Below are 23,282 nucleotides of genomic sequence, written 5' to 3'. Positions count from 1 at the left end.
CAACGGCAACCATCCAGAACCAATTCTGGTCCAGAATACCAGCCAAACGCAGAATATTGTTCCAAGATGCTACTTGCAAACAGAAATCTTATCGCCTCTCCGGATGGAGCAGAGTGGAAACCCTCTGCCGCTGCTCGCGCCTGCGCAGAAAGCAGCCCGGGCAGGCGCAGATCCCAAAATCTGAATGCAATTTTCCAAAAACGCGTCTGCTAGGAAAAAACTGTTTCCAGTGCAGAGTGTCATATAAATTGCAATTCTTTGGATGTGGAATTAGTCATCCCCTATTGTCTGAAATAAAATTCACTGAGTAACCGCGCGAGTATCATTCATGTCCTTGAGCGAAACCCCTTTCGGGGTAGCAAAAATTCAGCACCGCAAGGGGCTGAAACGCCTGTGCGACTTCGCACTTGCTTTGATCACTTTACCTATCACCCTGCCGATGATGCTGATGATCGCCGTTGCGATCCGAGTCGGATCCGGCGGCCCTGCCCTGATGCGGCTGAGCTGTCTCGGCATGAACGGGCGCGTCTTCCGGCAATACCGCTTTCGCGTGATCCGGGGCGACCTTTCGGCGGCGGATCTGTTGCACGCCAATGCAGCTGATGCGGGACATCTGACTCCGCTTGGCGCGGTTCTGCTGTCAACCGGGCTCAATCTTCTGCCACAGGTGCTGAATGTGCTGTGGGGGGACATGTCCTTTATCGGTCCGCGTGCGGTTGCGGTCGCGGCCACGGACCGGCGGGAGAAACCCGATAACCGGCTGTTAGCGGTACGTCCCGGGATTGTCACTCCGGATGCATTTCATCCCGCAGGACAAAGTCTGAGCGAAAGTGAGCGGATGGCCCTTTCGCTGGCCTATGTTCGCTGTGCCGGCGCCTGCACCGATGGCAGGCTGGTTCTGCAATCGGCCGCAAGGATCTTTCGGCGCCGGGGCTGAGCGCTTTCGCTGATTTCCAGCGAGGCAGGCTTCCAGAGGGACAGCACCGGATGCACCGGCCGGCCGCTCATACGGCCAGCCTGTCTGGTTCAGCGATTGACCCGCCGATATTCTCGCGCGGAAGCAATCTGTGCGTCACGCTCGGCATAGATCCTGACAAGTCGTGACATGCTGGACGCATCTGTTGCCGCCAGTGACGCGCGGCGGATCTCGTCTTCGCCAAGTGACAGCAGATCGTCATAGACCGCATCCATTTGCCGGTCGGATCGATTGCCTGCCGTCCCGGTCAGGAACTGACGGAAGATCAGCAGCGCAGACAAACTGCCCGCGACGATCCAGACCAGCAGTGCCGCACCCAAACCCAGCCCTGTAACAAGGCCAATCAGCCCATTTATCAACCCGATAACGCCACCGGCCACTATTGCGATTACAGCCATCGCCTGACCTCCTGATTCCGTCCGTGCCCCATCGCGCAGTCGACGGGGGGGTTGATTGCATTCACCTGCACAAGGTGCAGAAAAGGTTACGGTCACCACCGGGACAGGGATCCCGGCGGTGACCGTCGCCGATCATCCTGGAACGTGACCCAGGCCGATCACCGGGCTGAAGGCAGCAGAGCCGGTTTGACCGGGGAGCACTGTCACCTCTCTGTTTTTCAGCCCGTGTTGGGCAGTCACTGGCCTGAGCTCCAGTGCCGCCGCATCACTCAGCACCACATTTTCATGCAGAGCCGCGAAATTGCGAACCCGGTCGATCCGTTCATCCGTGCAATCGAGCAGGGCGGCCAGAGCCGAAACCTTGCCCATCGGCTTGACCGTGCCGACATAGTCATAAGGCGCATTATCCGAGCGCTTGAGCACCCGGTTCATCACCGGATCGATCACCGTGATGATGTCCGAGATACCTGCATTCCGGCAGGTTTCAAGCGTGGCGACCATCAGTTCGCATGTGGCGCGTGACACCGTGGTATCCGCCCCGTCCCGCGACAGCCGGGCCGTATCAACACAGAAGCGGGTCGATTCCCAGATCCTGGACGACCGCAGCGGTGCCTCGCCATCGAGGATTTCGCTGAACACATCCGACAGCATATGCGGGCCGGTCGTCTGAAGCAGGCGGACGCAGGAGATGACCTCGCCTTCGGTATCCAGTCCAACCAGGTAGAGCGGGTCGAGATGATCAAAGCGATCGATTTCGCGGCCTTGCTCGATGCTCACGTCCCAACCCAGACGGTCACTGAAAACCCGGGCGCGCAGCCGGTACATATCGTCAAGAACATCTTCAAACAGATGTTTGTTTACGGCGTCGATTACGATGATCATGGCAACCCCCATTGTCACATGTCCTCAGACGTTAACCACTGGTTGTGCCGCCCGATACTCGGGGAATCCCGTATTTATGAAGATTTTTTCTGCCTTTTCACGCCGGAAAAACGGCATGCTCCGCCACGGGCTCCTGCCCTGGCGGTCAATGAGGTCGTGCCCCGTGCTGTATCAGATCGGATAGATCAGATGTTGGGCAATGGCCCTGGCGATGGCCTGGGCTGTGGTCAGCGAAAAAAGCTTTTCGCGCGCCGAGCGCAGATGCACTTCGACGGTACGATGCGAAATATTCAGAATGTCTGCGATGTCCTGCTGGGTCTTGCCGGCAGCGGTCCATTGCAAGATCTCCACCTCACGCGAAGACAGCGGCGTGCGGCGCAGGACATTGGAAAACGCATCGGAATTCATCACGGCGTCATGCATGTGAACGGCGATCGATTGCAGATCGCCGATATGCTCGGCGATCATCGAATGCCATTCATGATCGTCGGTGTCGCGCGTCACGCTGAGCATCCCGGTATCACCGAAAGGCCCGCGCACCGGGATCGTCACACCGCGGTCAGAGATCCCGAATTCCCGTGCGGCACAGAAAACAACGCGAAAATTCTCGCTTTGTTCGATGCGCGCCCAGTCGATCGGCGCGATGCTGCGCTGCGCGATTCGCAGGGTCGGGTCAATCAGGTGATAGGCCTGTTGAGTATAATGGCGTTTCCACTCTTCAGGATAGGTGACATAGCCATGCATTGTGCCGGCAACCGGGTTTGACCCCAGATAGGCTACATGATCGAATCCAAAGCGATCCCGCACCTGTTCAAGGAAGCAGTCGAATTTACCGGCCTGGCCGGCAACCTCGCTCAGGTCGATGAGCTCCGTCATGATCCCTTTTCCCGGTTCAGAGTAAGACAGTCGTACAAGTTGAAGGGTTGCGCCCTCAAACCTGTTAACGCAAGCCTAAAAGCGGCACTTACGTTTAATGTTTCCAAATTGTGGCAGAGCCGTCCGGTTGACCGGTCATAGTCCCTGAAACATGTCTGATGACTCAAGTCTCGATCAAAGTGAGCAAAGGAGCACCCGAATCTGATCAGCCTAGCAATGCGGCGATATAGTCGCGCACCTGCCTGTCGGTCAAGGCCACGCTTTGCCCCGGGCGATACAGCCCCGATCCTGGGCCAGAACCACTCACGCCCGGGGCAAAACGGGGTGGCAACGCCGGGCCCCTAGACCAGATTTGCCACTGGGGTCGCAGCTTCCATGCCAGGGGCGGGATTTTGCGCTGTCCCAGCCTGCCGCCGGATTTTGCCACAGCCTCAACATGTGTGGCGGTAGGAACGGTGTCGGCTGCCGATGATCGCGCGGGTTTCGAAAGCTGCGCTCAACGCCTCGATCAGGGTTAAGCCAGCCTCGGCCACCTCATCGACATGAGCCAGCGCCTCTTCCGGGCGGATGCCGCACAGGATAGCCACCAGCGAACAGTCCCTGAACGCCGCAACAAATTCCATCATCAGATCCGCGTTTCGCGCTTTCATAAAGCCCGCGCCCGTTCGTCTTGTGTGCCGCGCAGGAGATAGACGCCGTCACCACCGCTTGCTGCGATCTGGCCGGTCACCTCAGTCACTTCGTCGCTCATCCCACCGGGGAAATCGCCCCGCCGGGCCCGATACCGCACCAGTCACGAAATGGAAATGACGACCGCCTTGCGCGCGGTGTTCCACCAGGGCAGGGGCAAGTGCCGCCGCATCCAGCGGCAGATAGCGCGTCTCAGCCCAGCCATTGCGGATGGTGACCATGTCATCGGAAATCACCGGCACGACCGTACCCGGTCAGGGCACCAGCGCCGTTTCATGGGTCAGAGCTAAATTGGCGCCAAGCACGGCAAGGCTCCCCTGCCCCGCTGCGGTCGCCACGAGATCCGCGCCTGCCAGCCCTGGGTCTTCAGGGAATGCCCGGCATAGCTGGCGTAACTCCGCCGGCCAGCCCGAGGATCCCGGTGAGGTGCTGCCCGTCACAGATCTGCAGGCCGGGCGCGCGCGTATCAAATTCGGTGCCATCGACAGGCGTAATCTCACCGATCGGGATCGGGGCGGCATTGACCGCCAGCCAGTGATCCGCCGCCACACTAAACCGGTGATCGCGGCTTGCTGGACGCGCCGCATCACTTCGGGCCTCAGGATCAAAGCTCAGCGCATCGTCCGCGACCGGGATTTCGGCGCGGATCGAGCGCCGTCCCGGGAAGCCCGTAGGCCCTTCGACGAGATCCAGAGGGACTACCACATTTTCCGCATTCGGGTCATCGATATCCCGTATATGGTGGTGAATGCCGTCATTGCCACCATGCAGGAAATAGCCGCCTTTATTGGCGTCAACCCGGATCTCATACCCGTCAGGCGTGAACCGCGCTCCGCCAGACAAAGGCGCCGACGCAAAGCCTTTCGCCAGGATAAAGGGCCAGTGTCGGGAAGCCCGGCCCCAGAAGATGTGCGACGCGCTCCATCTGCAGATCCTGCACTGTCGCCCCCATGGTCAGGAGCGTCGCCGAGAGCTTTGCCCCGCGCAGCTGCGCCGCTTTGACCGGACGGCCATCGGGAAGGTGGTCGAAAATCTCCGAACTCAATTCAGGACCACTCCCGGCTCAGCCAGGTCTCTCACACCGGGGTGGACCAGCCAGGGCAGTCGCTGATGACCTACGCGGTGGGCTTGGCGCGTCGATCCGGGTCGAGGCGGTGACGGGGTCGGCTTTGCGCTATCTGGATGCGGCCCTGGGTGAGGTGAAAGAGATCCCGCCCAGGGCCAACATCACCTTGGATGCGCTGCCTTCCCGTGATCGCCCGATCCATCTGGCCGCAGGCGAGACGGGTTTCGTGCTGGCATGGATTCTTCCGGAATGTGACAGCCGCGATTGCGACATCCAGCCCTTGCAGGATGAGAAAGTGGTGTTGAAGGTGCGGCGCGGGCATCAACTTTCCCACGCGCTGCGCCGCTTTTGGCCTGTCAGAGCCCGTGAATGGGGTGAACAGCCCCTCGACACTGCTGACGCTGGCCTGTCTGGCGCAAAGCGATGCCATCGCGCCTTTGTCGGATGAGGTCGGCGGAACTGTTGATCCACCCGCCGCTCAATTCCGGTTTCCTTGTGCTGCCAACCGCCAGTGATATCCGCGTCTTGCGCTGTTATCTGCCTGAGCTCAGACGCCGCCCGCTGTCGCCACTCGCGCTGCATCTGCGCGAAAGTGTGCTGGCCGGCGGCGTCGCCGGAACGTTTCAGCCCTTGCCGGGCGGCAGGTAATCAAGACCCGGATCGATCTGCGCCGGGCGACCGGGCAGCGACAATGACGGCAGGCGCGGCGCGGTGCGGCTGATCACGCGACCCTCGCGCAGCACATAAAGCCGGGTCGGTTTCAGCCGGATCGCTTCGGTTACATCCGCCGCCTGAAGGATCACGAGATTGGCCTTGCATCCGGGGGCCAGCCCGTAGCCGTCAAGCCCCATCGTTTTCGCCGAATTGACCGTGACCGCGTCAAAGATCTGATGCTTCTCGGCAATCCCGCCCATCTGGCCGACATGCACCGCCATATGCGCGACCTCGAGCATGTCACCCGAGCCCATCGAATACCAGGGATCCATGCAGCAATCCTGGCCCAGCGAGACATTGACGCCTGCCGCCATTAACTCGCGCACCCGCGTCATGCCGCGCCGTTTCGGATAGCTGTCATGCCGGCCCTGGAGCATGATATTGATCAGCGGGTTCGGCGTCGCGGTCATCTGCGCCTCGGCGATCAGCGGGATCAGTTTCGAGACGTAGTAATTGTCCATTGAATGCATTGAGGTCAGATGCGAGCCATTCACCCTGCCCTGCAACCCAAAGCGGATGGTCAGGGCGGCCATGGTTTCGACATGGCGCGAAAGGGGATCATCGGTCTCGTCGCAATGCACATCGACCGGCAGCCCGCGATCAGCCGCGATACGGAACTGGGCCTCGAGCGAGAGCCGCCCTTCCTCCATCGTGCGTTCGAAATGCGGGATGCCGCCCACGATGCCCACGCCCATATCCAGCGCGCGCTCCAGCGCTTTCACCCCTTCGGGAACGCGGTAATAGCCGTCCTGCGGGAAGGCCACGAGCTGAAGATCGATGTAATCCTTCACCCGATCCTGCACCTCAAGCATCGCCTCGGCGGTCACCAGGCGGGGGTCAGAGGTGTCAACATGGGTGCGGATGTGCAAAAGCCCCTGGGAAACCGCCAGATCGCAATAGCGCAGCGCACGTTCGACCAGCGCCTCGCGGGTCAGCGTCGGCCGGAGCTCGCCCCAGAGCGCGATCCCTTCAAGAAGCGTGCCGGAGGCATTCATCCGTGGCAGTCCCAGCGACAGCGTCGCATCCATATGGAAATGCGGGTCGCAAAAGGCGGGCGTGACCAGACGGCCGGCGGCGTCGATCACTTCTCCCGACGCCTCCCCGGCCCCGGCGGGCAGCTGCTTTTCCACCGCCGCGATCTTGCCGTTGCGGATGCCGATATCATAGCCGCCGCGGCCGTCGGGCAGATTGGCGCCCCGGATGATGGTGTCGAACATGGTCACTCCTTAACGCTCGCCGCGCCGATAGGGTTGCATCAATGCCTGTGGCACCCGCGCACGACGCGCCATCACCGCAAGCGCGAGGATCGACAGCACGAAGGGGACCATCAGGAAAAGCTGATAGGGCAGCGCGCCGCCCATAACGGTTTGCAGCCGCAGCTGGAAGGCGTCGAAAAACGCGAATAGGAGCGCGCCCGCCAGGGCCCTCCCTGGCCGCCAGGAGGCAAAGACCACCAGCGCGATGCAGATCCAGCCACGGCCCTGAACCATGGTCGGGATGAAACTGTCAAAGGCGGAAAGTGTGAGGAACGCGCCGCCCATCGCCATCAGTGCCGATCCGGCGATCACCGCGCCGTAGCGGATCACCATCGGGTTTATGCCCTGAGCCTCGGCGGCATGCGGGTTCTCGCCGGTCATGCGGATCGCAAGGCCGAGCGGCGTGCGGAAAAGGGTGAAGGCCAGGGCAAGCGCCAGGGCAATCGCGAGCCAGGTCGGCGCGGTCTGGGTAAAGACCGCCTGGCCGAAGAAGGGCAGATCAGACAGAACCGGAACATGCAGCGGCTGGAACGGGATGATCTTTGGCGGCGTGCCCTCGACCGGAACCAGCAGGCGAAAGAGGTAATAGCTGAAGGATGAGGCGAAGAGTGTGACGCCAAGGCCCGAGACATGCTGCGACAGCCCCAGCGTCACCGTCAGCCCGGCATGCAGCGCCCCGAACACCATCCCCGACAAAGCCGCGACGAACAGCCCCGTCCAGAGATCGGCACCATTCCAGACGGCAAACCAGCCGATCATTGCACCAAAGGTCATGATCCCTTCGATGCCAAGATTCAGCACGCCGGCCCGTTCGCATAGCAGCGCACCGAGCGTCGCGAAAATCAGCGGCGTGGCGATCCTGAGAACCGCCGCCCAAAGCCCCGCCGAGGCGAGGATATCGATAATATCGCTCATCTGCGGATCCTGTATTGGGTGAAGAAAATCGCAACCAGCATGGTCAGCAAAGACAGCGCCACCGTCACATCCGCGATGTAAGACGGCACCGCGAGCGAGCGGCTCATCGCATCGGCGCCGACAAACATCACGGCGGTGAACAAAGCCGCCAGCACCACGCCCAGCGGGTTCAGCCCTGCAAGCATCGCGACGACGATGCCGGAATAGCCATAGCCCGGCGACAGTTCGGTCGTGACATAAGAGGTGATGCCCATCACCTCAACTGCACCGGCAAGCCCGGCAAGCCCCCCAGACAGCATCGCGACCAGCACCAGCGTCCGCCCCAGCGGCACACCCGCGAAAGCTGCGCCCGAGGGGTTCAGCCCCGCCGCCCTGGATTGCAGCCCGAAGGCCGTGCGCGACTGGAGGAAATGCACAATAAAGGCCAGCACCACCGCCACGAGAAGCCCGATATGGAGACGCGAGCGCGGGATGATCCGGGGCAGTTCAGCCTCAGGTGCGACCGGCACCGATTGCGGCCAGCCAAAGGCAAGCGGGTCTTTCAGCACCGTGTCGATCAGCATCGAGACAAACAGCACCGCGACGAAGTTCAGAAGCAGCGTCGTCACCACCTCATCCACCTGGAACCGCAGCCGGAGCCAGAGCGGGATCAGCAGGAGGATCATGCCCGCCAGCGCGCCGGTTATGAACAGAAGCGGGATCTGCACAAAGCCCGGCAACCCGCCAAACAGATGCGCACTGGCAGCGGCCACGGCAATCGCACCGAGGTAAAGCTGCCCCTCTGCCCCGATGTTCCACAGCCGGGCGCGAAAGGCGACGGCAGCGGCAAGCCCGGTCAGGATCAGCGGCGCCGTGCGCGCCAGCGTCTCTGTCACCGCCAGTTTCGAGCCGAATGCCCCGGTGATGATCTTGCCAAACGCGGTCAGAACCGGCGCACCGGCAAGCGCAATCAGCCCGCCCGCAAGCGCCAGCGAGATCGCCACTGCGATCAGGGGCGTCAGCACCGCCAGCGCCGGCGGGATTTGTTCGCGCCGTTCAAACCGCATGTTCTGCCGCTCCCCATTCGCCGGCCATCATCAGCCCCAGTTGCCGCGCCGTGATCCCCTCGGGGCGGACCGGCGGCGACAGGCGGCCGCCGGTAATCGCCTGAATACGGTCGGCAAGCGCCATGACCTCATCAAGATCTTCCGAAATCAAAAGCACCGCCGCCCCCGCTTTGCGCGCGGCAAGGATGCGCTCATGCACCGCTGCGACCGCGCCCTCGTCAAGGCCCCGTGCCGGTTGCGCGGCGATCAGGATTTTGGGGTGTTCGATCAGGTTCCGCCCGAGGATCAGCTTTTGCACATTGCCCCCCGACAGGAGGCGGATCCGGCTTGCAGCTGTGCCCCCGCGCACGTCAAAGCCCTCGATGATCCGGCGGGCAAAATCCATCCCCGCCTTGCGGTCCACAAGGCCGCGCCGGGTGAATTCCGGCAGCCTTTCCAGCACCGCATTTTCCCAGATCGCCATTTCGCCGATGACGCCATCATGATTTCGGTCTTCGGGAATGCGGCCGATCCCGGCCCCGACCACATCGCGCACCGAGAGATCGCCGACCGGCTGACCAAACAGCGTGATCTCACCGGCACTGCGCCGCGCAAGCCCGCCGATCAGCCGCGCCAGTGCCGCCTGGCCATTGCCCGAGACCCCGATGATCCCCAGCACCTCGCCCGCGCGCAGATGGAAATCGACCGATTTCAGCCGCTCGACGCCGCCCTCAAGCAGGGAGACGGCTTTTGCCTCCAGAACCACTGCGCCCGGATCGGCCGCCTCGCGCAGAGGCCGCTTCACCTCACGCCCGACCATCAGCCCGGCAAGTTCCGCCTTCGAGGTTTCGACCGCACGGCGCCCGGCCACCACACGCCCGCCGCGCAGAACCACGATCCGGTCAGCCGTCGCCATCACCTCGTCAAGCTTATGCGAGATGAAGATGATCGAAAGCCCCTGCCGCGCCATATCCTTGAGGTTTGCAAACATATGCTCGGCCTCGACATTGGTCAGAACCGCGGTCGGCTCATCCAGCACCAGGATCTTCGCATCATTGTAAAGCGCCTTGAGAATCTCGACCCGCTGCTGCTCGCCCACCGACAGATCGCCAAGCCGCGCATCGGGGTTGACCTTCAGCCCGAAACGCGCGGAGATCTCCATCAGCCGGGCCCGGCCCTTTGCCCTGTCCGACCAGGGGCGCCAGAGGTTCTCGGTGCCGGTCATCACATTTTCCAGCACGGAAAGGTTTGGGGCCAGCGAGAAATGCTGATGCACCATGCCGATGCCGGCGCGGATCGCAGCCCTGGGCCGCCCCGGCGGCAGCACTCGTCCCATCACCGAAATATGCCCGGAATCTGGGGTGTAATGGCCAAAGAGCATCGACATCAGTGTGGTCTTGCCCGCGCCATTCTCGCCCAGAAGCGCGATGATCTCACCGCGCTCAAGGCTAAGAGAAATATTGTCATTCGCCAGTGTCGTGCCGAACCTTTTGCTGACCTGGGAAATGTCGAGAACGGTTTCACTCATGTCAGCCCCGCTACGGCAAAGGGATGGGTCCAGCGCTCTTCGACCTCAAGCCGGGCAGCGATGGATATAAGCAGCCGCTCCTGCCCCATCGGTGCTATCAGCTGTACAGGCAGCGGCAGGCCGGCCGCATCGGCGCCAAAGGGCATTGTGATCGCGGGCGCGCCAGAGATATTCGCAAGGCTGGCCAGCGGCGCGAAACGCGCCATCCGGTCGAAATGCAGATCGGTGTCAGAATGATCGGTCGAAAAGGATCCGATGGGCAGCGGCGGCCCGGACAGCATCGGCGTCAGCAGCAGGTCCACCCCGTCAAAGATCCGCCACAGGTCGCGCGCGACATAGACCATCTCGTTGAGGCTCGCCCAGAGCGCGCTTGCCGTCATTGCAAGCCCCCGCGCCACCACCGCCCGGGTCATCTGTTCGGCCTGGCTGAAATCCAGCCGCGACGAGAGTTCTGCGAGATTGATCGAGACGATATCCGCAAAGATACGCCCGCTGCGGACGGCAAGGTCCATCACCGTCTCGCCCTCCAGCGGGCGGATGCGGTGACCGTTGCGGGCCAGAACCCGCGCCGCCGCTTCGACCGCCTCTGCCCTCGCCTCATCGAGGGGCCAGTCCGGGCCCATATCGGTGACAAGGCCGATGGTCAGCGGGCCTGATTTCGCCTCTTCCAGCAAGGGGCCGGCGAAAGGCCCATGGGCGCCGCCGATGGTCGCGGCGGCAAAGATCGCCTCTGCATCGCGGACCGAACGGCAGATCGCCAGCTCGCTTGCGATACCGCCCAGATGATTGCCGAAACCCGGCCCTCCCGGCACCGACCCACGCCCCGGTTTCAGCCCGACAAGTCCGCAGGCCGCGGCGGGCACCCGGATCGAGCCGCCTGCATCAGTCGCATGGGCAATCGCCGCGATCCCCGCTGTAACCGCCGCTGCAGCCCCGCCCGAAGATCCTCCGGGCGACAGGCCCGGGTCGAGCGGGTTCTTCGCCACAGGCCCGACCGCAGGCTCCGACGCCAGCGAAAGGCCGAATTCCGGCACAGTTGTCAGGGCGAAAGGGCAAAGCCCCGCCGCCCGGAACCTTGCGGCCAGCTCGCTGTGCTCGCCCGGGCCACCCCGCGAAAATATCGCCGATCCGGCACAGACCGGAAAGCCCGGAAAAGGCGCGCCGAGATCCTTGACCACCAGCGGCACACCGCCAAAGGCCGCATAGCGCTGCGGCGCATTGCCGGGAAGCGCGTCAAACTCGCTCGCCAGCGCCCGCCCGCGCAGCTTGTTCAGATGCGCCAGCGCGCCGAGATCCGCGCATGCCTCTGCGCGCGCGAAAGAGGCTTCCATCGCCTCCGCCGCCGTCAGATGACCCCGGCGGATCGCCGAGGCCAAAGCTATCGCATCTGATCCCATCCGGGCTTACTTCGGCTCGTCAAAGTTTTGTGGCACGGTGAAACTGCCGGCTTTGATCTCGGCCCGAACCGCTTCCATCGCAGCCTCTGCCTCGGGGGATGCCACGCCGGTCACATAGGAGATATCGCTGCCGCCCTCTTTCATCAGGCCGAAGGCGGTATAATCCTTGCCGGTCGGATTGCCCGCCGCCACATCGGCCACAATCGCGTCCAGGATCGGACGGAAGCCCCAGAGCGCATTGGCGAAAACCGTGTCGGGATACATCGGCGTATAGTCGATCAGCGAGCCGATGGCCTTGACGCCGCGTTCTTTGGCGGCATCCGCCGTGCCGATCCGTTCGCCAAAAAGGATGTCTGCGCCGGCATCGATCATCGCAAGCCCGGCCTCGCGGGCTTTCGGCGGGTCAAAGAAGGTGCCGATCCAGGCGACAAGATGTTTCGCCTCGGGGTTCACAGCCTTGACGCCTTCGGCGAAGGCATTGATCAGAAGGTTGATTTCCGGGATCGGGATGGCGCCGACAGACCCCACCACATTCGTCTGTGTCATCTTGCCTGCGAGCATGCCCGCGAGATAGGCGCCGTCATAATTCCAGGTGCCGAATGTGCCGAAATTATCCCCTTCCGGCCCGCCGGACGAGCCCATGGCAAATGCGGTATCCGGGTAATCGGCAGCGACTTCGCGGCCCTGACGTTCCACCGGGAAGGTCTCGCCGATGATCAGCTGATTGCCGGCTTCGGCATATTCCCGCATCGCGCGCGGGTAGTCGGTGGCGGAAATCCCTTCCGAGAAAGTGTATTCGATGGTGCCATCAGCCGCCGCCTCCAGAAGCGCCTTATGCAGGACCGAATTCCAGGCGTTTTCCACCGGCGAGCCATGCACGCCCGCGACCCTGACCGGCGTTGCAGCATAGGCTGGCCGCAGCAAAGGCAGCGAGGACGCGCCGAGGATTACCCCAGATTGCAGAAGAAAGCGGCGTGAAAGACGAAGATCCCTGGTCATGATGGCCCCCTGTGGCTGATCCTGTTGCTTTGTCCAGTGGTGAGAGCCCTAGGCCCGCAAGTCAACGGTTTCGTCTATTGCCATGCGTCTCGTGCAAGAGACAGCCCCTCTGCCGCATAAATTTTTACCGCCCGGTCAGATTAGCTGTGTGTGCAGTCGCCCCCTCTTCATCGGGGCCCCGCCATTGGGACAGGCGGGAAACGGTACCGGGGTGAAGGCATGTGGTCCTGGATTGCCATATTGACGGGGGAAGGCGCTTACGCCCTCTTCACCCCGGTTCGCGCCCGAAGGCCAAAGCCTTGCAGGCACCAGATGGGCCAGGTAGCATTTTCGATCATCGGCTTTTGGGGCCCGAACCATGCAGGTCCCAAGCCGTTCGGGGATCCTGAAGGCGCCCCCAGGTGCGTCGGGCAATCGCGAGGGTGGCCGCATAGGCGATGAGAGACGCGGCCATGGGATTCTCAGGCGAGGTTGCGTGCGAGAGAGCTTGGCTGATCGGAGCGATGCCCGGCGCATCGCGCTCTATGGGCTCTGGCGTCAGGCCGCCCGATGGAAAGGCCGTGCCCTGCCCTCTTGTTCTCTGGCTTCGCAATGCCGCCGCCGGAGCAGGAGCTTACTGCTTCGGCAGGTTCAAAATCCGCCATATTCAACGGCGCCAATGAGGCTTTCTGCCCCCTGCCAGCTCTGCTGTCAGGCTTGCACCAGTTTGATATTCTGTCTGGAACTGAGGTTCCCGGGCCTGCGGGCCGGGGGCCTGCGCGGCGCCGCAATCAGGTCTTCCAGCGACATTCCGGTCTTTGCCTCGGCCCGCAGGACAACCAGTGCCGCAGCCTTTGCATCCTCGCCGGCATCATGATGGGCAAAATCAAGCGTCAGCGCCTTTTTCAGATGGCCAAGGCCATGTCCGCCATTGCCACAGAATTCCGGCCAGGCCCGGCGGGCGATCATCACACTGTTCGCCCATCGCCAGCCAGGATCAGGAAGCCCCCCGGCGCGGCATGCGCCACTGATGGCCCTGCTGTCAAAGGTGCTGTGCTGAATGATGAGATGCGCCTGAAGAAGCGGTGAAATCAGCGGCAACACATCGGGAAATCGCGGGGCGCCCATCACGTGGTCGGGTCCGATCCCGTGCAGTTGCACGTTGAACCCCGAAAACCGCTGCACCGGATCGACCAGAGTGCTGAACACGTTCATCGAGCCATCATGTCCGACGCAGGCGATGCCGATCTGGCAAATGCTCGCAGGATCCGAATTGGCCGTCTCGACATCAAGAGCGACAAACCGAAACGGGCCGGCCGGGACGATGATGGTGTGGTCAGGCATCAGAACTATCTCCATCCCCGTTCGAAATGAACGCAGCAATCCGGCTGTGTCGCGCTTTCGTTTCCGGGCTATGCGGTTTCTAAGGATGATCCCTGCGCCGTACCAGCCCCCCGCTCCGGTTCAGGACAGGGCGCGCTGCATCTGCCCCCCGAACGCCGAAAGCGGCGTGACCCATAACCGGCGCAGGGTGCAGCTCCGCATCTTTCATATTGCCTTCCATAAAGCCGGACCAGCCCGTGACGGCGCGCGCGAAGATGCAGCTTTCGCACCGGGATATGTCAAAACCAATAGCCATTGCGGGCCTGGAACGCTAGGAATGGCCGTGATATGTAAATCGACATTTGCCCGGTCCTGGCTGTGCAGGGCGGTGCAAATGGCCGCAGATCTCCGGAGCCCGAGATGAGCTATATCCCCGCCGCCGATCGCTATGACAACAACCGTGCGAAATACCGCTATACCGGCAAAAGCGGGCTGCAATTGCCGGCGCTTTCGCTGGGGCTCTGGCATAATTTTGGCGATACCACCCCGCTTGAGACACAGCGCGAAATCGTCTTCAGCGCCTTTGATCACGGCATCACCCATTTCGACCTCGCCAATAATTATGGCCCTCCCTATGGCGCGGCCGAGGTCAATTTCGGCCGTATCCTGCGCGAGGATCTTGCCGCGCATCGCGATGAGCTGATCATCTCGACCAAGGCCGGCTGGGATATGTGGCCGGGGCCTTACGGTCAGGGCGGCGGCTCACGTAAATATGTGCTGTCCAGTCTGGATCAGAGCCTGAAACGGCTGGGCGTTGATTATGTCGACATCTTCTATTCGCACCGCTTTGACGCCAGAACGCCGCTGGAAGAGACGGCGGATGCGCTGGCGACGGCGGTGAAACAGGGCAAGGCGCTTTATGTCGGCGTCTCGTCCTATTCCGGTGCTAAAACCCGCGAGATGGCGGCGCTTCTGCGCGACCGCCAGGTGCCGCTTCTGATCAATCAGCCCTCTTACAACCTGTTCAACCGCTGGATTGAAAAGGATCTTCTCGACACTGTTGAAGAGACCGGGACCGGGATCATCGCCTTCACCGCCCTGGCGCAGGGGCTTTTGACCGGCAAATATCTGAACGGCATCCCGGAAGATGCGCGGGTGAACCGAGCGGGCGGCGGCTCACTGCGCCCCGAACATCTGAGCGACGAAAACCTCGCCCGCGCCCGCGCGTTGAATGAAATCGCGAAACGGCGTGGCCAGAGCCTTGCGCAGCTGGCGCTGGCCTGGGTCCTGCGCGATCCGCGTGTGACCTCGACCCTGATCGGGGCCTCGACGGCGGCACAGGTTGCGGAAAATGTCGCGGCGCTGGACAACCTGGATTTCAGCCCGGAAGAGCTGGCGGAAATCGACCTCCATGCGGTCGATGGCGGCGTCAATCTCTGGGATAAGCCATCCCATGACCAGGAGATCTGAGCCCGCGCGCGCAGACTGATTCACCATCGGACGCTGCGAGGGAAACAACTCTCTCGCAGCGGGCCGGAGCAAAGAAGAAACCGCGCGCGCAGGCGCGCGGAAGAGAACGGGCCTGGCTTGCCCGACACCCGGATTACGGGCAAGTTTCAACAGCAAATTATTGATATATCAATGTCTTGGCCATTTGCCCTTATCTGGCATCGGGTCCGGACCCTGCTGTGAAAAGGAACCGCCATGGGCTCTCTGACCGGGAACCAGATCGACTATACCCTGCATCCGCGTGTCAATTCCGATGACCCGGTGCCCGCCCGCCCGCGCCCGTCCGAGCCGGCATATGTGCTGAAAGACGAGGCCGATGCGATCCGTGTCGCGACAGAGCTGGCGGCAGAGCTTGCGAAGGATGCTGCGCTGCGCGACCGTGAGGGGCTTTTGCCGCTGCGCGAGCTGGATCTCTATTCGCAAAGTGGCATCTGGTCGATCATCGTGCCGAAGGAATATGGCGGACCAGGCCTGTCCTATGCCACGCTTGCGAAGGTGATCGCGATTGTCGCCTCGGGTGATCCGTCGGTGGCGCAGATCGCGCAGAACCATATCGCCATTCTCGGGCTGATCGATATTGACGCAACCGATGCCGAAAAACGCGAGATCTTTGGCTGGGCGTTGCAGGGGCTGCGCTTTGGAAATGCCTTCTCGGAATTCGGCGGCAAGACCGTGGTCGATTTCAAGACCCGCGTCACCTTCGAGGGCGATGAGGCCGTGGTGAATGGCGAGAAATTCTACACAACCGGCGCGCTCCTGTCGCATATCGTGCCAATTGTCTCGATCGGGGATGACGGCGCTTATCTCGTCTTTGCCGACCGCGAGACCGAAGGGCTGACCATCACCAATAACTGGTCAAGCTTTGGCCAGCGCACCACCGGATCCGGTTCGGTCCGGCTGGAGAATGTGCGGGTCCCGAAGGCGCGCGCGGTCAAACTCCAGGATGTTTCGGTGGTGCCGACCGTGCAGGGGCCGATCTCGCAGATCATCCAGGCTGCGATTGATGCCGGTATCGCGCGCAATGCGATTGACGAGACGATCCGTTTTGTGACGACCCAAAGCCGGCCCTGGATCGACAGCGGCAAAGAGACTGCGGGCGAGGATCCCTATACGATTCAGGCCATTGGCACGCTGAAGATCCACCTTCACGCCGCCGATGCGCTGCTTGAGATTGCCGGGCGCGCCATCGACCGGGGCCTTGCCGATCCGTCTGAGGCCAATGTGACCGACGCGACCATCAAGACCGCCGAGGCCAAGGTGCTGACCACCCAGGTCGCAATTGACGCGACCAACAAGCTGTTTGAATTGGGCGGCACCCGCTCGACACTGGCGCAGCATGCGCTGGACCGGCATTGGCGCAATGCCCGTACCCATACGCTGCATGATCCGGTGCGCTGGAAATTCTACCATGTCGGCAACTACTACCTGAATGGCGTCAACCCGCCGCGCCATCCCTGGAACTGACCCATAGTATACAAAGCGCCCCGGAATTCCGGGGCGCTTTCAGATCTCAGCTGCGTTCAGGCAGGGACCGTTTTCAGGCCGACACCGGCGCCTGTGCCAGTTTTGCCGCAAGCCTTTCGGCCCAGGCGGTAACCTCGGGGACCCCCATAAGTTCGCCCACAGCGGCGCGGGCCAGCGGCCCTGCGATCAGAAGATCGCTTTGCGGCTGGCCTTTTCCATCAATCGCCTCCCCCTCCGTTGTCGCTGAAAGGCCAAGCCCAAGCGGATCGGTCGCGATCAGCCCCTGACGCGCAAGATCGGCGTAAAGCGGGTTGGTTGCGGTGACCGCCCCATGTGCCGGTCCCGTGGCAAGGATCACCCGATCCGCTGTGAAGCGCAGCGTGCCGCCCCGGCGCAGCCGCAGGCTGATGCGCAGCCGCGCGCCGTCACGTTCGAGCCCGGTCACCCGGCCGGCCAGCGCGATCAGCTGGTTTGACTGCTCGGCCGCGAGCAGGCTTGCATGGGTCTGCGGCGCGATGCGGAAGCGGTGGATATCCCATAGCCCGCGCAGATGGCGCAGGAGCCGGCGGCGCTCGGGCAAGGGAAGCGCGGCCCATATCTGCGGGCCCTGGCTCCGCAGACGGTCAAAGACCGGATGCCAGGTCAGCCCGGCCCTGGCGGCAATCGCCAGTTCGGCCCGGATACGGCGCAAAAGCGCCAGTGCCGTGCCCGGCGGATCAAGGGTGAAATCTGCGCTGCTCTCGTCCTGGACCGGTCCATGCGGCTGCGAACGGCGCCCCGAGCGCGATAAAAGCCGGATCCGCCCTTTGTGGTTGCGCCGCATCAGGCTTGCAACAATATCCGCGCCGGTCAGGCCCGAGCCGATGATCAACAGCTCTTCCTCCGGGTCAATCCCGTCCAGCGCAGCGGGCAAATAGGGGTCGGCGATCAGCGCGGGCGTCCCGGCGATGGCTTCAAGCCCGCGCGGCAGGCCGGGGCCGGGATGGGTTGCCGCGAGCACCAGCTCATCGGCCCGGATCACGCGGCCGTCCTCAAGCCCGATCTGCCAGAGACCAGCGGTGCGCGTGGCGCTGACGGCCCGGCTTTGCAGATGCACGATCCGGCCGGCATCGAGGAAGGGTTGCAGATGCGCCAGCACATAGGCACCAAACACCGCGCGCGGTGTGAAAATCGCCCCGTCCGGGCGCAGCGCATCCGCCGCGAAGGCAGGCGCCGCCCCCGATTGCAGCCAATGCGCATAGTGATCCGGCTCAGATGTGTCGAGCGTCATCCGGGTATGCGGCACGTTCAGCCGATGATCGGGGTCTGGTGTGGAATAGGCGAGCCCCCTGCCCGGCTCTGGCCTCGGATCGATCAGACTGATGCGCAGGGGCTTGTCACCGCTCAGCCGGACGAGATGCCAGGCCAGCGCCGATCCGGAAAGCCCGGCCCCCACAATGGCAATATGCCGCCCGCCGGGGGGGATGATCGGGCGCTGTTCGGTCATATCGGGCCTCCTCTCAGCTGGCCGATGCACGCGTGCGGATGTCAAAGGCCCCGCCGGTCTGGGCGCTGCGTTCGGTCACGGCGCTCTTGCCCAGAAGCGGGAAAACCAGTTCGGCAAAGCGGATGGATTCCTCAAGATGGGGATAGCCAGAAAGCACAAATGTATCGACCCCAAGCGCCTGATATTCGCGCAACCGGTCGACAATCTGCTGCGGGTTGCCGACCAGCGCAGTGCCAGCCCCGCCCCGCACCAGGCCAACCCCGGCCCAGAGGTTCGGCCCCACCACCAGCCGGTCGCGCCGCCCGCCATGCAGCGCCTGCATCCGGGCCTGGCCGTGGCTGTCCATCTTCGCCATATTGGCCTGGGACGCGGCGATGTCGTCGTCCGAGAGATGCGAGATCAGCCGGTCAGCATCCGCCCAGGCTTCCTCTTCCGTCTCGCGCGCGATCACATGCAGGCGCACGCCAAACCGGACCTGACGCCCATGCTTTGCGGCCCGCGCCCGCACATCGGCGATCTTTTCCGCAACGGCTTCGGGTGGTTCGCCCCAGGTCAGATAGGCATCGACATGTTTCCCGGCGAGATCATGCGCCGCCGGCGAGGACCCTCCGAAATACAAAGGCGGATAGGGCCGCTGCACCGGAGGGTGAAAATTCCGGGCATTCTCGACGCTCAGATGCTTTCCCTTGAACGAGACCGGCGCATCGGTCGCAAGGATACGGCGCCAGACGGTCAGAAATTCATCCGCCGCCTCGTAACGCTCGTCATGTTTCAGAAAGACGCCATCCGCCGCGAGCTCGGTCGCGTCGCCGCCGGGCACCACATTGAGCAAAAGCCGGCCGCCAAGCGCCTGATCCAGCGTCGCCGCCTGCCGCGCCGAGGCCGTCGGCCCCATGATCGAGGTGCGCAAAGCGACCAGCAGTTTGATCTGCTTTGTCTCGGCAATCAGGCTTGCCGCGGTCACCCAGGGGTCCTGGCAGCTCGCGCCCGTAGGGATCAGCAGCCCGTCATAGCCCAGCCGGTCCGCCGTGATCGCGATCTGGCGGATATAGCCATTTTCGGGTGGGCGGCTGAAATCCGACGTGCCCAGATAGCGCGTATCGCCCGAGGTTGGCAGGAACCAGAAGATCTCAGGGCTGGCGGGAGGGTTGGCCTGACTGGGCGGGGTATCCTGGATCGGCTGGCTCATGTCGCGACTTCCTGGGCGATGTGGGGGCGGTGTGGGTATGGCCTGAGGGGGGCAACCCGTCAGATCTGAGGCTGATTTATAAGGGGGGCTGCGCCCCTCCGGCCATTCCAAAGGCCTTTTCTGCGCAGAAGGCAGCCCCTGTTGCCGCCCTCCGCCGGGGAAAACTATTCTCCTTCCGGGGAATGCCCTTCCCCTTTGCGGGGCAAAACCGGGGGCGAAGCCGCCTGGTGCCGCGAGAATCCGGCCCTGAGTCTCTGACACACCGTTTCAGCGCAACCTTTTGAAAAGCATAAAACATCGCAAAAATAGACCCTTGTGGCAAAGAAAATCCACGCTGCATAAGGCGGCCCTGCCAGGAGATCCTTCTCTTTGAGGGGCGGGCTTTGGAATCGCCTCGGGCCGCCCTGACGCGGTAATCACGGCACAACATGTCGTGTTTAACCGGCAGCCCGGCATCCCCCTGCCGAACCGACCGCCGATCAGATGAGAGACTGCAAGATGACCCGCCAGATCCGCTTCAACGCCTTTGACATGAACTGCGTCGGCCATCAGTCGCCGGGTCTCTGGGCGCATCCGACTGACCGGTCGGTGAAATACAAGGATCTCGACTACTGGCAGGATCTGGCCCGCACGCTGGAACGCGGCGTGTTCGACGGCATCTTCATTGCCGATGTGATCGGCTATTACGATGTCTATAAAGGGAATAATGAGGGCGCGATCCGGAATGGTGCCCAGATCCCTGTGAATGACCCGATCCAGCTCGCGGCGCCGATTGCGCTTGCGACCGAGCATCTGGGGATCGGGATCACGGCCTCCACCTCCTTCGAGCACCCCTATACTTTTGCTCGCCGTATCGCGACGGCAGATCACCACTCAAAGGGCCGTGTCGGCTGGAACATCGTGACCTCCTATCTGGAGAGCGGCGCGAAAAACATCGGCCAGGGCGGGCTGAAAAAGCATGACAACCGCTATGAGGTGGCCTCGGAATATCTCGAGGTGATCTACAAGCTGCTGGAAGGCAGCTGGGAGGAAGGTGCGGTCGTCAAAGACGCCGAAGGCCGCGTTTTCGCCGATCCGGCGAAGGTTCATGAGATCGGCCATAAGGGCAAATATTTCGAAGTGCCGGGCTACGGCCTGACCGAGCCTTCGCCGCAACGCACGCCGCTGATCTACCAGGCCGGGGCCTCGGGGCCGGGCAAGGCCTTCGCGGCGGCCCATGCGGAATGCGTCTTCGTGGGCGCGCCGTCAAAGGCGCTTCTGAAGGCCTATGTCGCCGACATTCGCGCCCGCGCGGCAGCAGAGGGGCGCGACCCGAAGCAGATCTATGTCTATACGCTGATCACCATCATCACCGACGAGACCGAGGAAAAGGCCCGCGCCAAATTCGAGGATTACAGCAAATACATCTCATATGAGGGCTCGCTGGTGTTCATGTCGGGCTGGAGCGGCGTCGATTTCGGCGCCTATCAGCCCGGCGAAGTGATCCGCAAGGTCGAGACCAATGCGATCCATTCCATGCTCGATTCCTTTGGCGGCAAGGACAAGGTCTGGACCGTGGATGAGCTGGCGAAATATGGCGGCATCGGTGGCCAGGGGCCGGTCTTTGTCGGCTCTCCGGCGCAGATCGCGGATATCCTGCAGGACTGGGTGGCCGAGACGGATGTCGATGGTTTCAACATTGCCTATGCGGTAACGCCCGGCTCGTTTGAAGATGTCGTGGATCTGGTGGTGCCCGAGCTGCAAAGGCGCGGCGCCTATCCGACCGAATACAGGCCCGGCACCCTGCGCGAAAAGCTGTTCGGCGCCGGCCCCTATCTGCCGGTCAACCACCCGGCCGAACGCTACCGCGATATCGAGGCGGTGAAACTGGCCGAGGCCGCAGCCCGCAGTGCTGCAGAATGATACGTCTTGAGGCAGTCACCAAGAGCTTTGCCTCAAAGCGCGGCGCGGCGCCTGCGCTGCACGGTATCGACCTGTCGGTCGGTCGGGGCGAGATTTACGGCATCATCGGGGCATCAGGCGCCGGGAAATCGACGCTGGTGCGGCTGATCAACCTGCTTGAACGCCCTTCCTCGGGCGAGGTGGTGATCGATGGCGCCCGGGTCACCGATGCGAAAGGAGGGGCGCTCCATGAGCTGCGCCGCTCGATCGGCATGGTGTTCCAGCATTTCAACCTGCTCAGCGGACGGACGGTGGCGAGGAATGTCGCTTATCCGCTGGAGCTGGCCGGGCGGCTGAGCCGGGCCGAGATCGCGGCAAAGGTCGCGGCGCTGCTGGAGCGGGTCGGCCTGACAGATCACGCGCAGAAATACCCGCGCGAGCTTTCGGGGGGCCAGAAACAGCGCGTCGGCATCGCCCGCGCGCTGGCGAATGACCCGAAGGTACTGCTCTGTGACGAGGCAACCAGCGCACTTGACCCGCAGACCACCGGCCAGGTGCTGGATCTGTTGCAGGAAATCAACCGCGAGCTTGGCGTCACCATCGTGATGATCACCCATGAGATGGAGGTGATCCGCCGCGCCTGTGATCGTGTGGCGGTGCTGGAAAAGGGCCGCGTGGTCGAAGAGGGCCCCGTCGCGGGTGTTTTCCTCCATCCTTCGCATCCCGTGACCCGCGCATTGGTGCGCGAGGCGGAAGGTGACAATGCCCTGCCCGCCACACAGGCGACGGGCCAGCTTTTGCGGCTGACCCTGACCGGGGCCACGGCGCATCAGCCGATCCTCGGGCGCATCGTCCGCGATTTCGGCAGCGATTTCGCCATTCTCGGCGGCCGTGTCGGCCATATCCGTGCGACGCCCTATGCGCAATTCTCGGTGGCTTTGTCGGGCGGCAACGGCGTGGCGGCGGTGGCGGCACTGCGCGCCTCGGGCGTCACGGTCGAGCTGATCGGCGGCGGCCCGACGGCCGCAGAACGTGGCGGGGAACGCGAAAGGCATCTCCATGTGGTTTGACCGGATCAACTGGGCCGATATCGGCACCGCACTCAGCCAGACACTGACCATGGTCAGCATCTCGCTCTTGCTGACGATACTGATCGGGCTGCCGCTGGGTATCCTTCTGTTCGTCACCGGCAAGGGCCAGCCTTTCGCCCGCCCCCTGGGCTATGGTGCGCTGTCTTTCATACTCAATATCATCCGCTCGGTGCCGTTCATCATCCTCCTGATCGTGCTGATGCCGGTCACGGTGCTGATCACCGGCACCTCGCTGGGCATTCGGGGCGTGATCTTTCCGCTGGTGGTCGGCACCTCGCCCTTCTTCGCACGCCTTGTGGAGACCGCGCTTCGTGAGGTGGATCGCGGCGTGATCGAGGCAAGCCTTGCGATGGGCGCCTCACCTGCCCAGACCATCTTTCGCGCCGTCCTCCCCGAAGCCCTGCCCGGCCTGATCGCCGCCGTAACCGTCACCGCAATTGTGCTTGTCGACTACACAGCGATGTCGGGCGCAATCGGTGGCGGTGGGCTTGGTGATCTGGCGATCCGCTACGGCTATCACCGCTTCCAGACCGAGATCATGCTGGTCTGCGTCGTGGTCCTCATCTTGCTGGTGCAATTGATCCAGGCCTCGGGGAACAGCCTCGTCACCCGTTTCACGCGCCGCTGAACCGCTTCAT

The 23,282-nt window shown here is 62.9% G+C and carries 23 protein-coding genes; 7 read left to right on the top strand and 16 right to left on the bottom strand.

The window, feature by feature from the left end; genetic code table 11:
• Positions 1–328 precede the first annotated feature (328 nt).
• Positions 329–937, top strand: coding sequence for a sugar transferase (locus tag M3484_RS17965; RefSeq protein ID WP_249498622.1), 609 nt, complete (start codon positions 329–331; stop codon positions 935–937).
• An 89-nt stretch (positions 938–1,026) separates the two neighbouring features.
• On the opposite strand, the gene M3484_RS17960 is transcribed toward M3484_RS17965, so the two are convergent.
• The 7 genes from M3484_RS17960 to M3484_RS17930 form a co-directional block, all read right to left on the bottom strand.
• Positions 1,027–1,374 (bottom strand): hypothetical protein, encoded by a 348-nt coding sequence (locus M3484_RS17960; protein WP_092902562.1) that lies wholly within the window; start codon positions 1,372–1,374, stop codon positions 1,027–1,029.
• Positions 1,375–1,506: 132 nt separating this feature from the next.
• Positions 1,507–2,256, bottom strand: coding sequence for an acyl-homoserine-lactone synthase (locus tag M3484_RS17955; RefSeq protein ID WP_092903083.1), 750 nt, complete (start codon positions 2,254–2,256; stop codon positions 1,507–1,509).
• A 171-nt stretch (positions 2,257–2,427) separates the two neighbouring features.
• Positions 2,428–3,132, bottom strand: coding sequence for a LuxR family transcriptional regulator (locus tag M3484_RS17950; RefSeq protein ID WP_092902564.1), 705 nt, complete (start codon positions 3,130–3,132; stop codon positions 2,428–2,430).
• A 431-nt stretch (positions 3,133–3,563) separates the two neighbouring features.
• Positions 3,564–3,782, bottom strand: a complete 219-nt coding sequence (locus M3484_RS17945; protein WP_249498621.1) for a beta/alpha barrel domain-containing protein — start codon at positions 3,780–3,782, stop codon at positions 3,564–3,566.
• An 81-nt stretch (positions 3,783–3,863) separates the two neighbouring features.
• The gene (locus tag M3484_RS17940; protein ID WP_249498620.1) at positions 3,864–4,064 is read right to left on the bottom strand and encodes a hypothetical protein; all 201 of its coding nucleotides are present in this window, start codon (positions 4,062–4,064) and stop codon (positions 3,864–3,866) included.
• A gap of 124 nt (positions 4,065–4,188) precedes the next feature.
• Positions 4,189–4,665: an aldose epimerase family protein gene (locus tag M3484_RS17935; protein WP_249498619.1), complete on the bottom strand. Its 477-nt coding sequence runs from the start codon at positions 4,663–4,665 to the stop codon at positions 4,189–4,191.
• Positions 4,637–4,867 (bottom strand): hypothetical protein, encoded by a 231-nt coding sequence (locus tag M3484_RS17930; protein ID WP_249498618.1) that lies wholly within the window; start codon positions 4,865–4,867, stop codon positions 4,637–4,639. Before M3484_RS17930 ends, M3484_RS17935 begins: the two co-directional genes overlap by 29 nt.
• 154 nt (positions 4,868–5,021) lie before the next feature.
• Here M3484_RS17930 and M3484_RS17925 point away from each other — a divergent pair, with 154 nt between their 5' ends.
• Positions 5,022–5,336, top strand: a complete 315-nt coding sequence (locus M3484_RS17925) for a hypothetical protein (protein WP_249498617.1) — start codon at positions 5,022–5,024, stop codon at positions 5,334–5,336.
• A gap of 175 nt (positions 5,337–5,511) precedes the next feature.
• Here the strand turns inward: M3484_RS17925 and M3484_RS17920 are convergent, their stop codons facing one another.
• The 7 genes from M3484_RS17920 to M3484_RS17890 form a co-directional block, all read right to left on the bottom strand.
• On the bottom strand, positions 5,512–6,819 hold the full coding sequence (locus tag M3484_RS17920; protein WP_249498616.1) for an amidohydrolase family protein: 1,308 nt from the start codon (positions 6,817–6,819) through the stop codon (positions 5,512–5,514).
• A 9-nt stretch (positions 6,820–6,828) separates the two neighbouring features.
• Positions 6,829–7,773: an ABC transporter permease gene (locus tag M3484_RS17915; protein ID WP_249498615.1), complete on the bottom strand. Its 945-nt coding sequence runs from the start codon at positions 7,771–7,773 to the stop codon at positions 6,829–6,831.
• Positions 7,770–8,819: an ABC transporter permease gene (locus M3484_RS17910; protein WP_249498614.1), complete on the bottom strand. Its 1,050-nt coding sequence runs from the start codon at positions 8,817–8,819 to the stop codon at positions 7,770–7,772. Before M3484_RS17910 ends, M3484_RS17915 begins: the two co-directional genes overlap by 4 nt.
• Positions 8,809–10,326 carry an ABC transporter ATP-binding protein gene (locus M3484_RS17905; RefSeq protein WP_249498613.1) on the bottom strand — a complete coding sequence of 506 codons (1,518 nt, stop codon included), beginning with the start codon at positions 10,324–10,326 and terminating at the stop codon, positions 8,809–8,811. Before M3484_RS17905 ends, M3484_RS17910 begins: the two co-directional genes overlap by 11 nt.
• Positions 10,323–11,723: an amidase gene (locus M3484_RS17900; RefSeq protein ID WP_249498612.1), complete on the bottom strand. Its 1,401-nt coding sequence runs from the start codon at positions 11,721–11,723 to the stop codon at positions 10,323–10,325. Before M3484_RS17900 ends, M3484_RS17905 begins: the two co-directional genes overlap by 4 nt.
• Before the next feature lie 6 nt (positions 11,724–11,729).
• Positions 11,730–12,722 (bottom strand): BMP family protein, encoded by a 993-nt coding sequence (locus M3484_RS17895; RefSeq protein WP_249498611.1) that lies wholly within the window; start codon positions 12,720–12,722, stop codon positions 11,730–11,732.
• Between the two features lie 690 nt (positions 12,723–13,412).
• Positions 13,413–14,045, bottom strand: coding sequence for an exonuclease domain-containing protein (locus M3484_RS17890; protein ID WP_249498610.1), 633 nt, complete (start codon positions 14,043–14,045; stop codon positions 13,413–13,415).
• Between the two features lie 399 nt (positions 14,046–14,444).
• Between M3484_RS17890 and mgrA the strand changes: the two genes are divergently transcribed.
• Both mgrA and M3484_RS17880 read left to right on the top strand, forming a co-directional pair.
• A complete protein-coding gene (gene mgrA / locus M3484_RS17885) occupies positions 14,445–15,494 on the top strand; it encodes an L-glyceraldehyde 3-phosphate reductase (protein ID WP_249498609.1) in 1,050 nt (349 codons plus the stop codon).
• 234 nt (positions 15,495–15,728) lie between these two features.
• Positions 15,729–16,997, top strand: coding sequence for an SfnB family sulfur acquisition oxidoreductase (locus M3484_RS17880; RefSeq protein WP_249498608.1), 1,269 nt, complete (start codon positions 15,729–15,731; stop codon positions 16,995–16,997).
• 73 nt (positions 16,998–17,070) lie between these two features.
• Here M3484_RS17880 and M3484_RS17875 read toward each other — a convergent pair whose 3' ends face one another.
• Both M3484_RS17875 and ssuD read right to left on the bottom strand, forming a co-directional pair.
• Positions 17,071–18,483, bottom strand: a complete 1,413-nt coding sequence (locus tag M3484_RS17875) for an FAD/NAD(P)-binding protein (RefSeq protein WP_249498607.1) — start codon at positions 18,481–18,483, stop codon at positions 17,071–17,073.
• Between the two features lie 13 nt (positions 18,484–18,496).
• The gene (gene ssuD / locus M3484_RS17870; RefSeq protein WP_092902594.1) at positions 18,497–19,672 is read right to left on the bottom strand and encodes an FMNH2-dependent alkanesulfonate monooxygenase; all 1,176 of its coding nucleotides are present in this window, start codon (positions 19,670–19,672) and stop codon (positions 18,497–18,499) included.
• 498 nt (positions 19,673–20,170) lie between these two features.
• Here ssuD and M3484_RS17865 point away from each other — a divergent pair, with 498 nt between their 5' ends.
• Genes M3484_RS17865 through M3484_RS17855 form a run of 3 tightly spaced genes read left to right on the top strand, consistent with a single transcriptional unit; the run spans position 20,171 to position 23,272 of the window.
• Positions 20,171–21,574 carry an LLM class flavin-dependent oxidoreductase gene (locus tag M3484_RS17865; RefSeq protein ID WP_249498606.1) on the top strand — a complete coding sequence of 468 codons (1,404 nt, stop codon included), beginning with the start codon at positions 20,171–20,173 and terminating at the stop codon, positions 21,572–21,574.
• Positions 21,571–22,623: a methionine ABC transporter ATP-binding protein gene (locus tag M3484_RS17860; protein ID WP_249498605.1), complete on the top strand. Its 1,053-nt coding sequence runs from the start codon at positions 21,571–21,573 to the stop codon at positions 22,621–22,623. The genes M3484_RS17865 and M3484_RS17860 overlap by 4 nt, the downstream gene beginning before the upstream one ends.
• Entirely contained in the window at positions 22,613–23,272 is a 660-nt protein-coding gene (locus M3484_RS17855) for a methionine ABC transporter permease (protein ID WP_249498604.1), read from the top strand. The genes M3484_RS17860 and M3484_RS17855 overlap by 11 nt, the downstream gene beginning before the upstream one ends.
• The last annotated feature ends 10 nt before the right edge of the window (positions 23,273–23,282 follow it).

This window comes from Pseudomonas sp. GX19020, from assembly GCF_023371075.1.
Taxonomy (GTDB): domain Bacteria; phylum Pseudomonadota; class Alphaproteobacteria; order Rhodobacterales; family Rhodobacteraceae; genus Pseudogemmobacter.
Note: the sequence above shows the minus strand (reverse complement) of the source record. Positions and strands in the feature narration are given on the sequence as shown.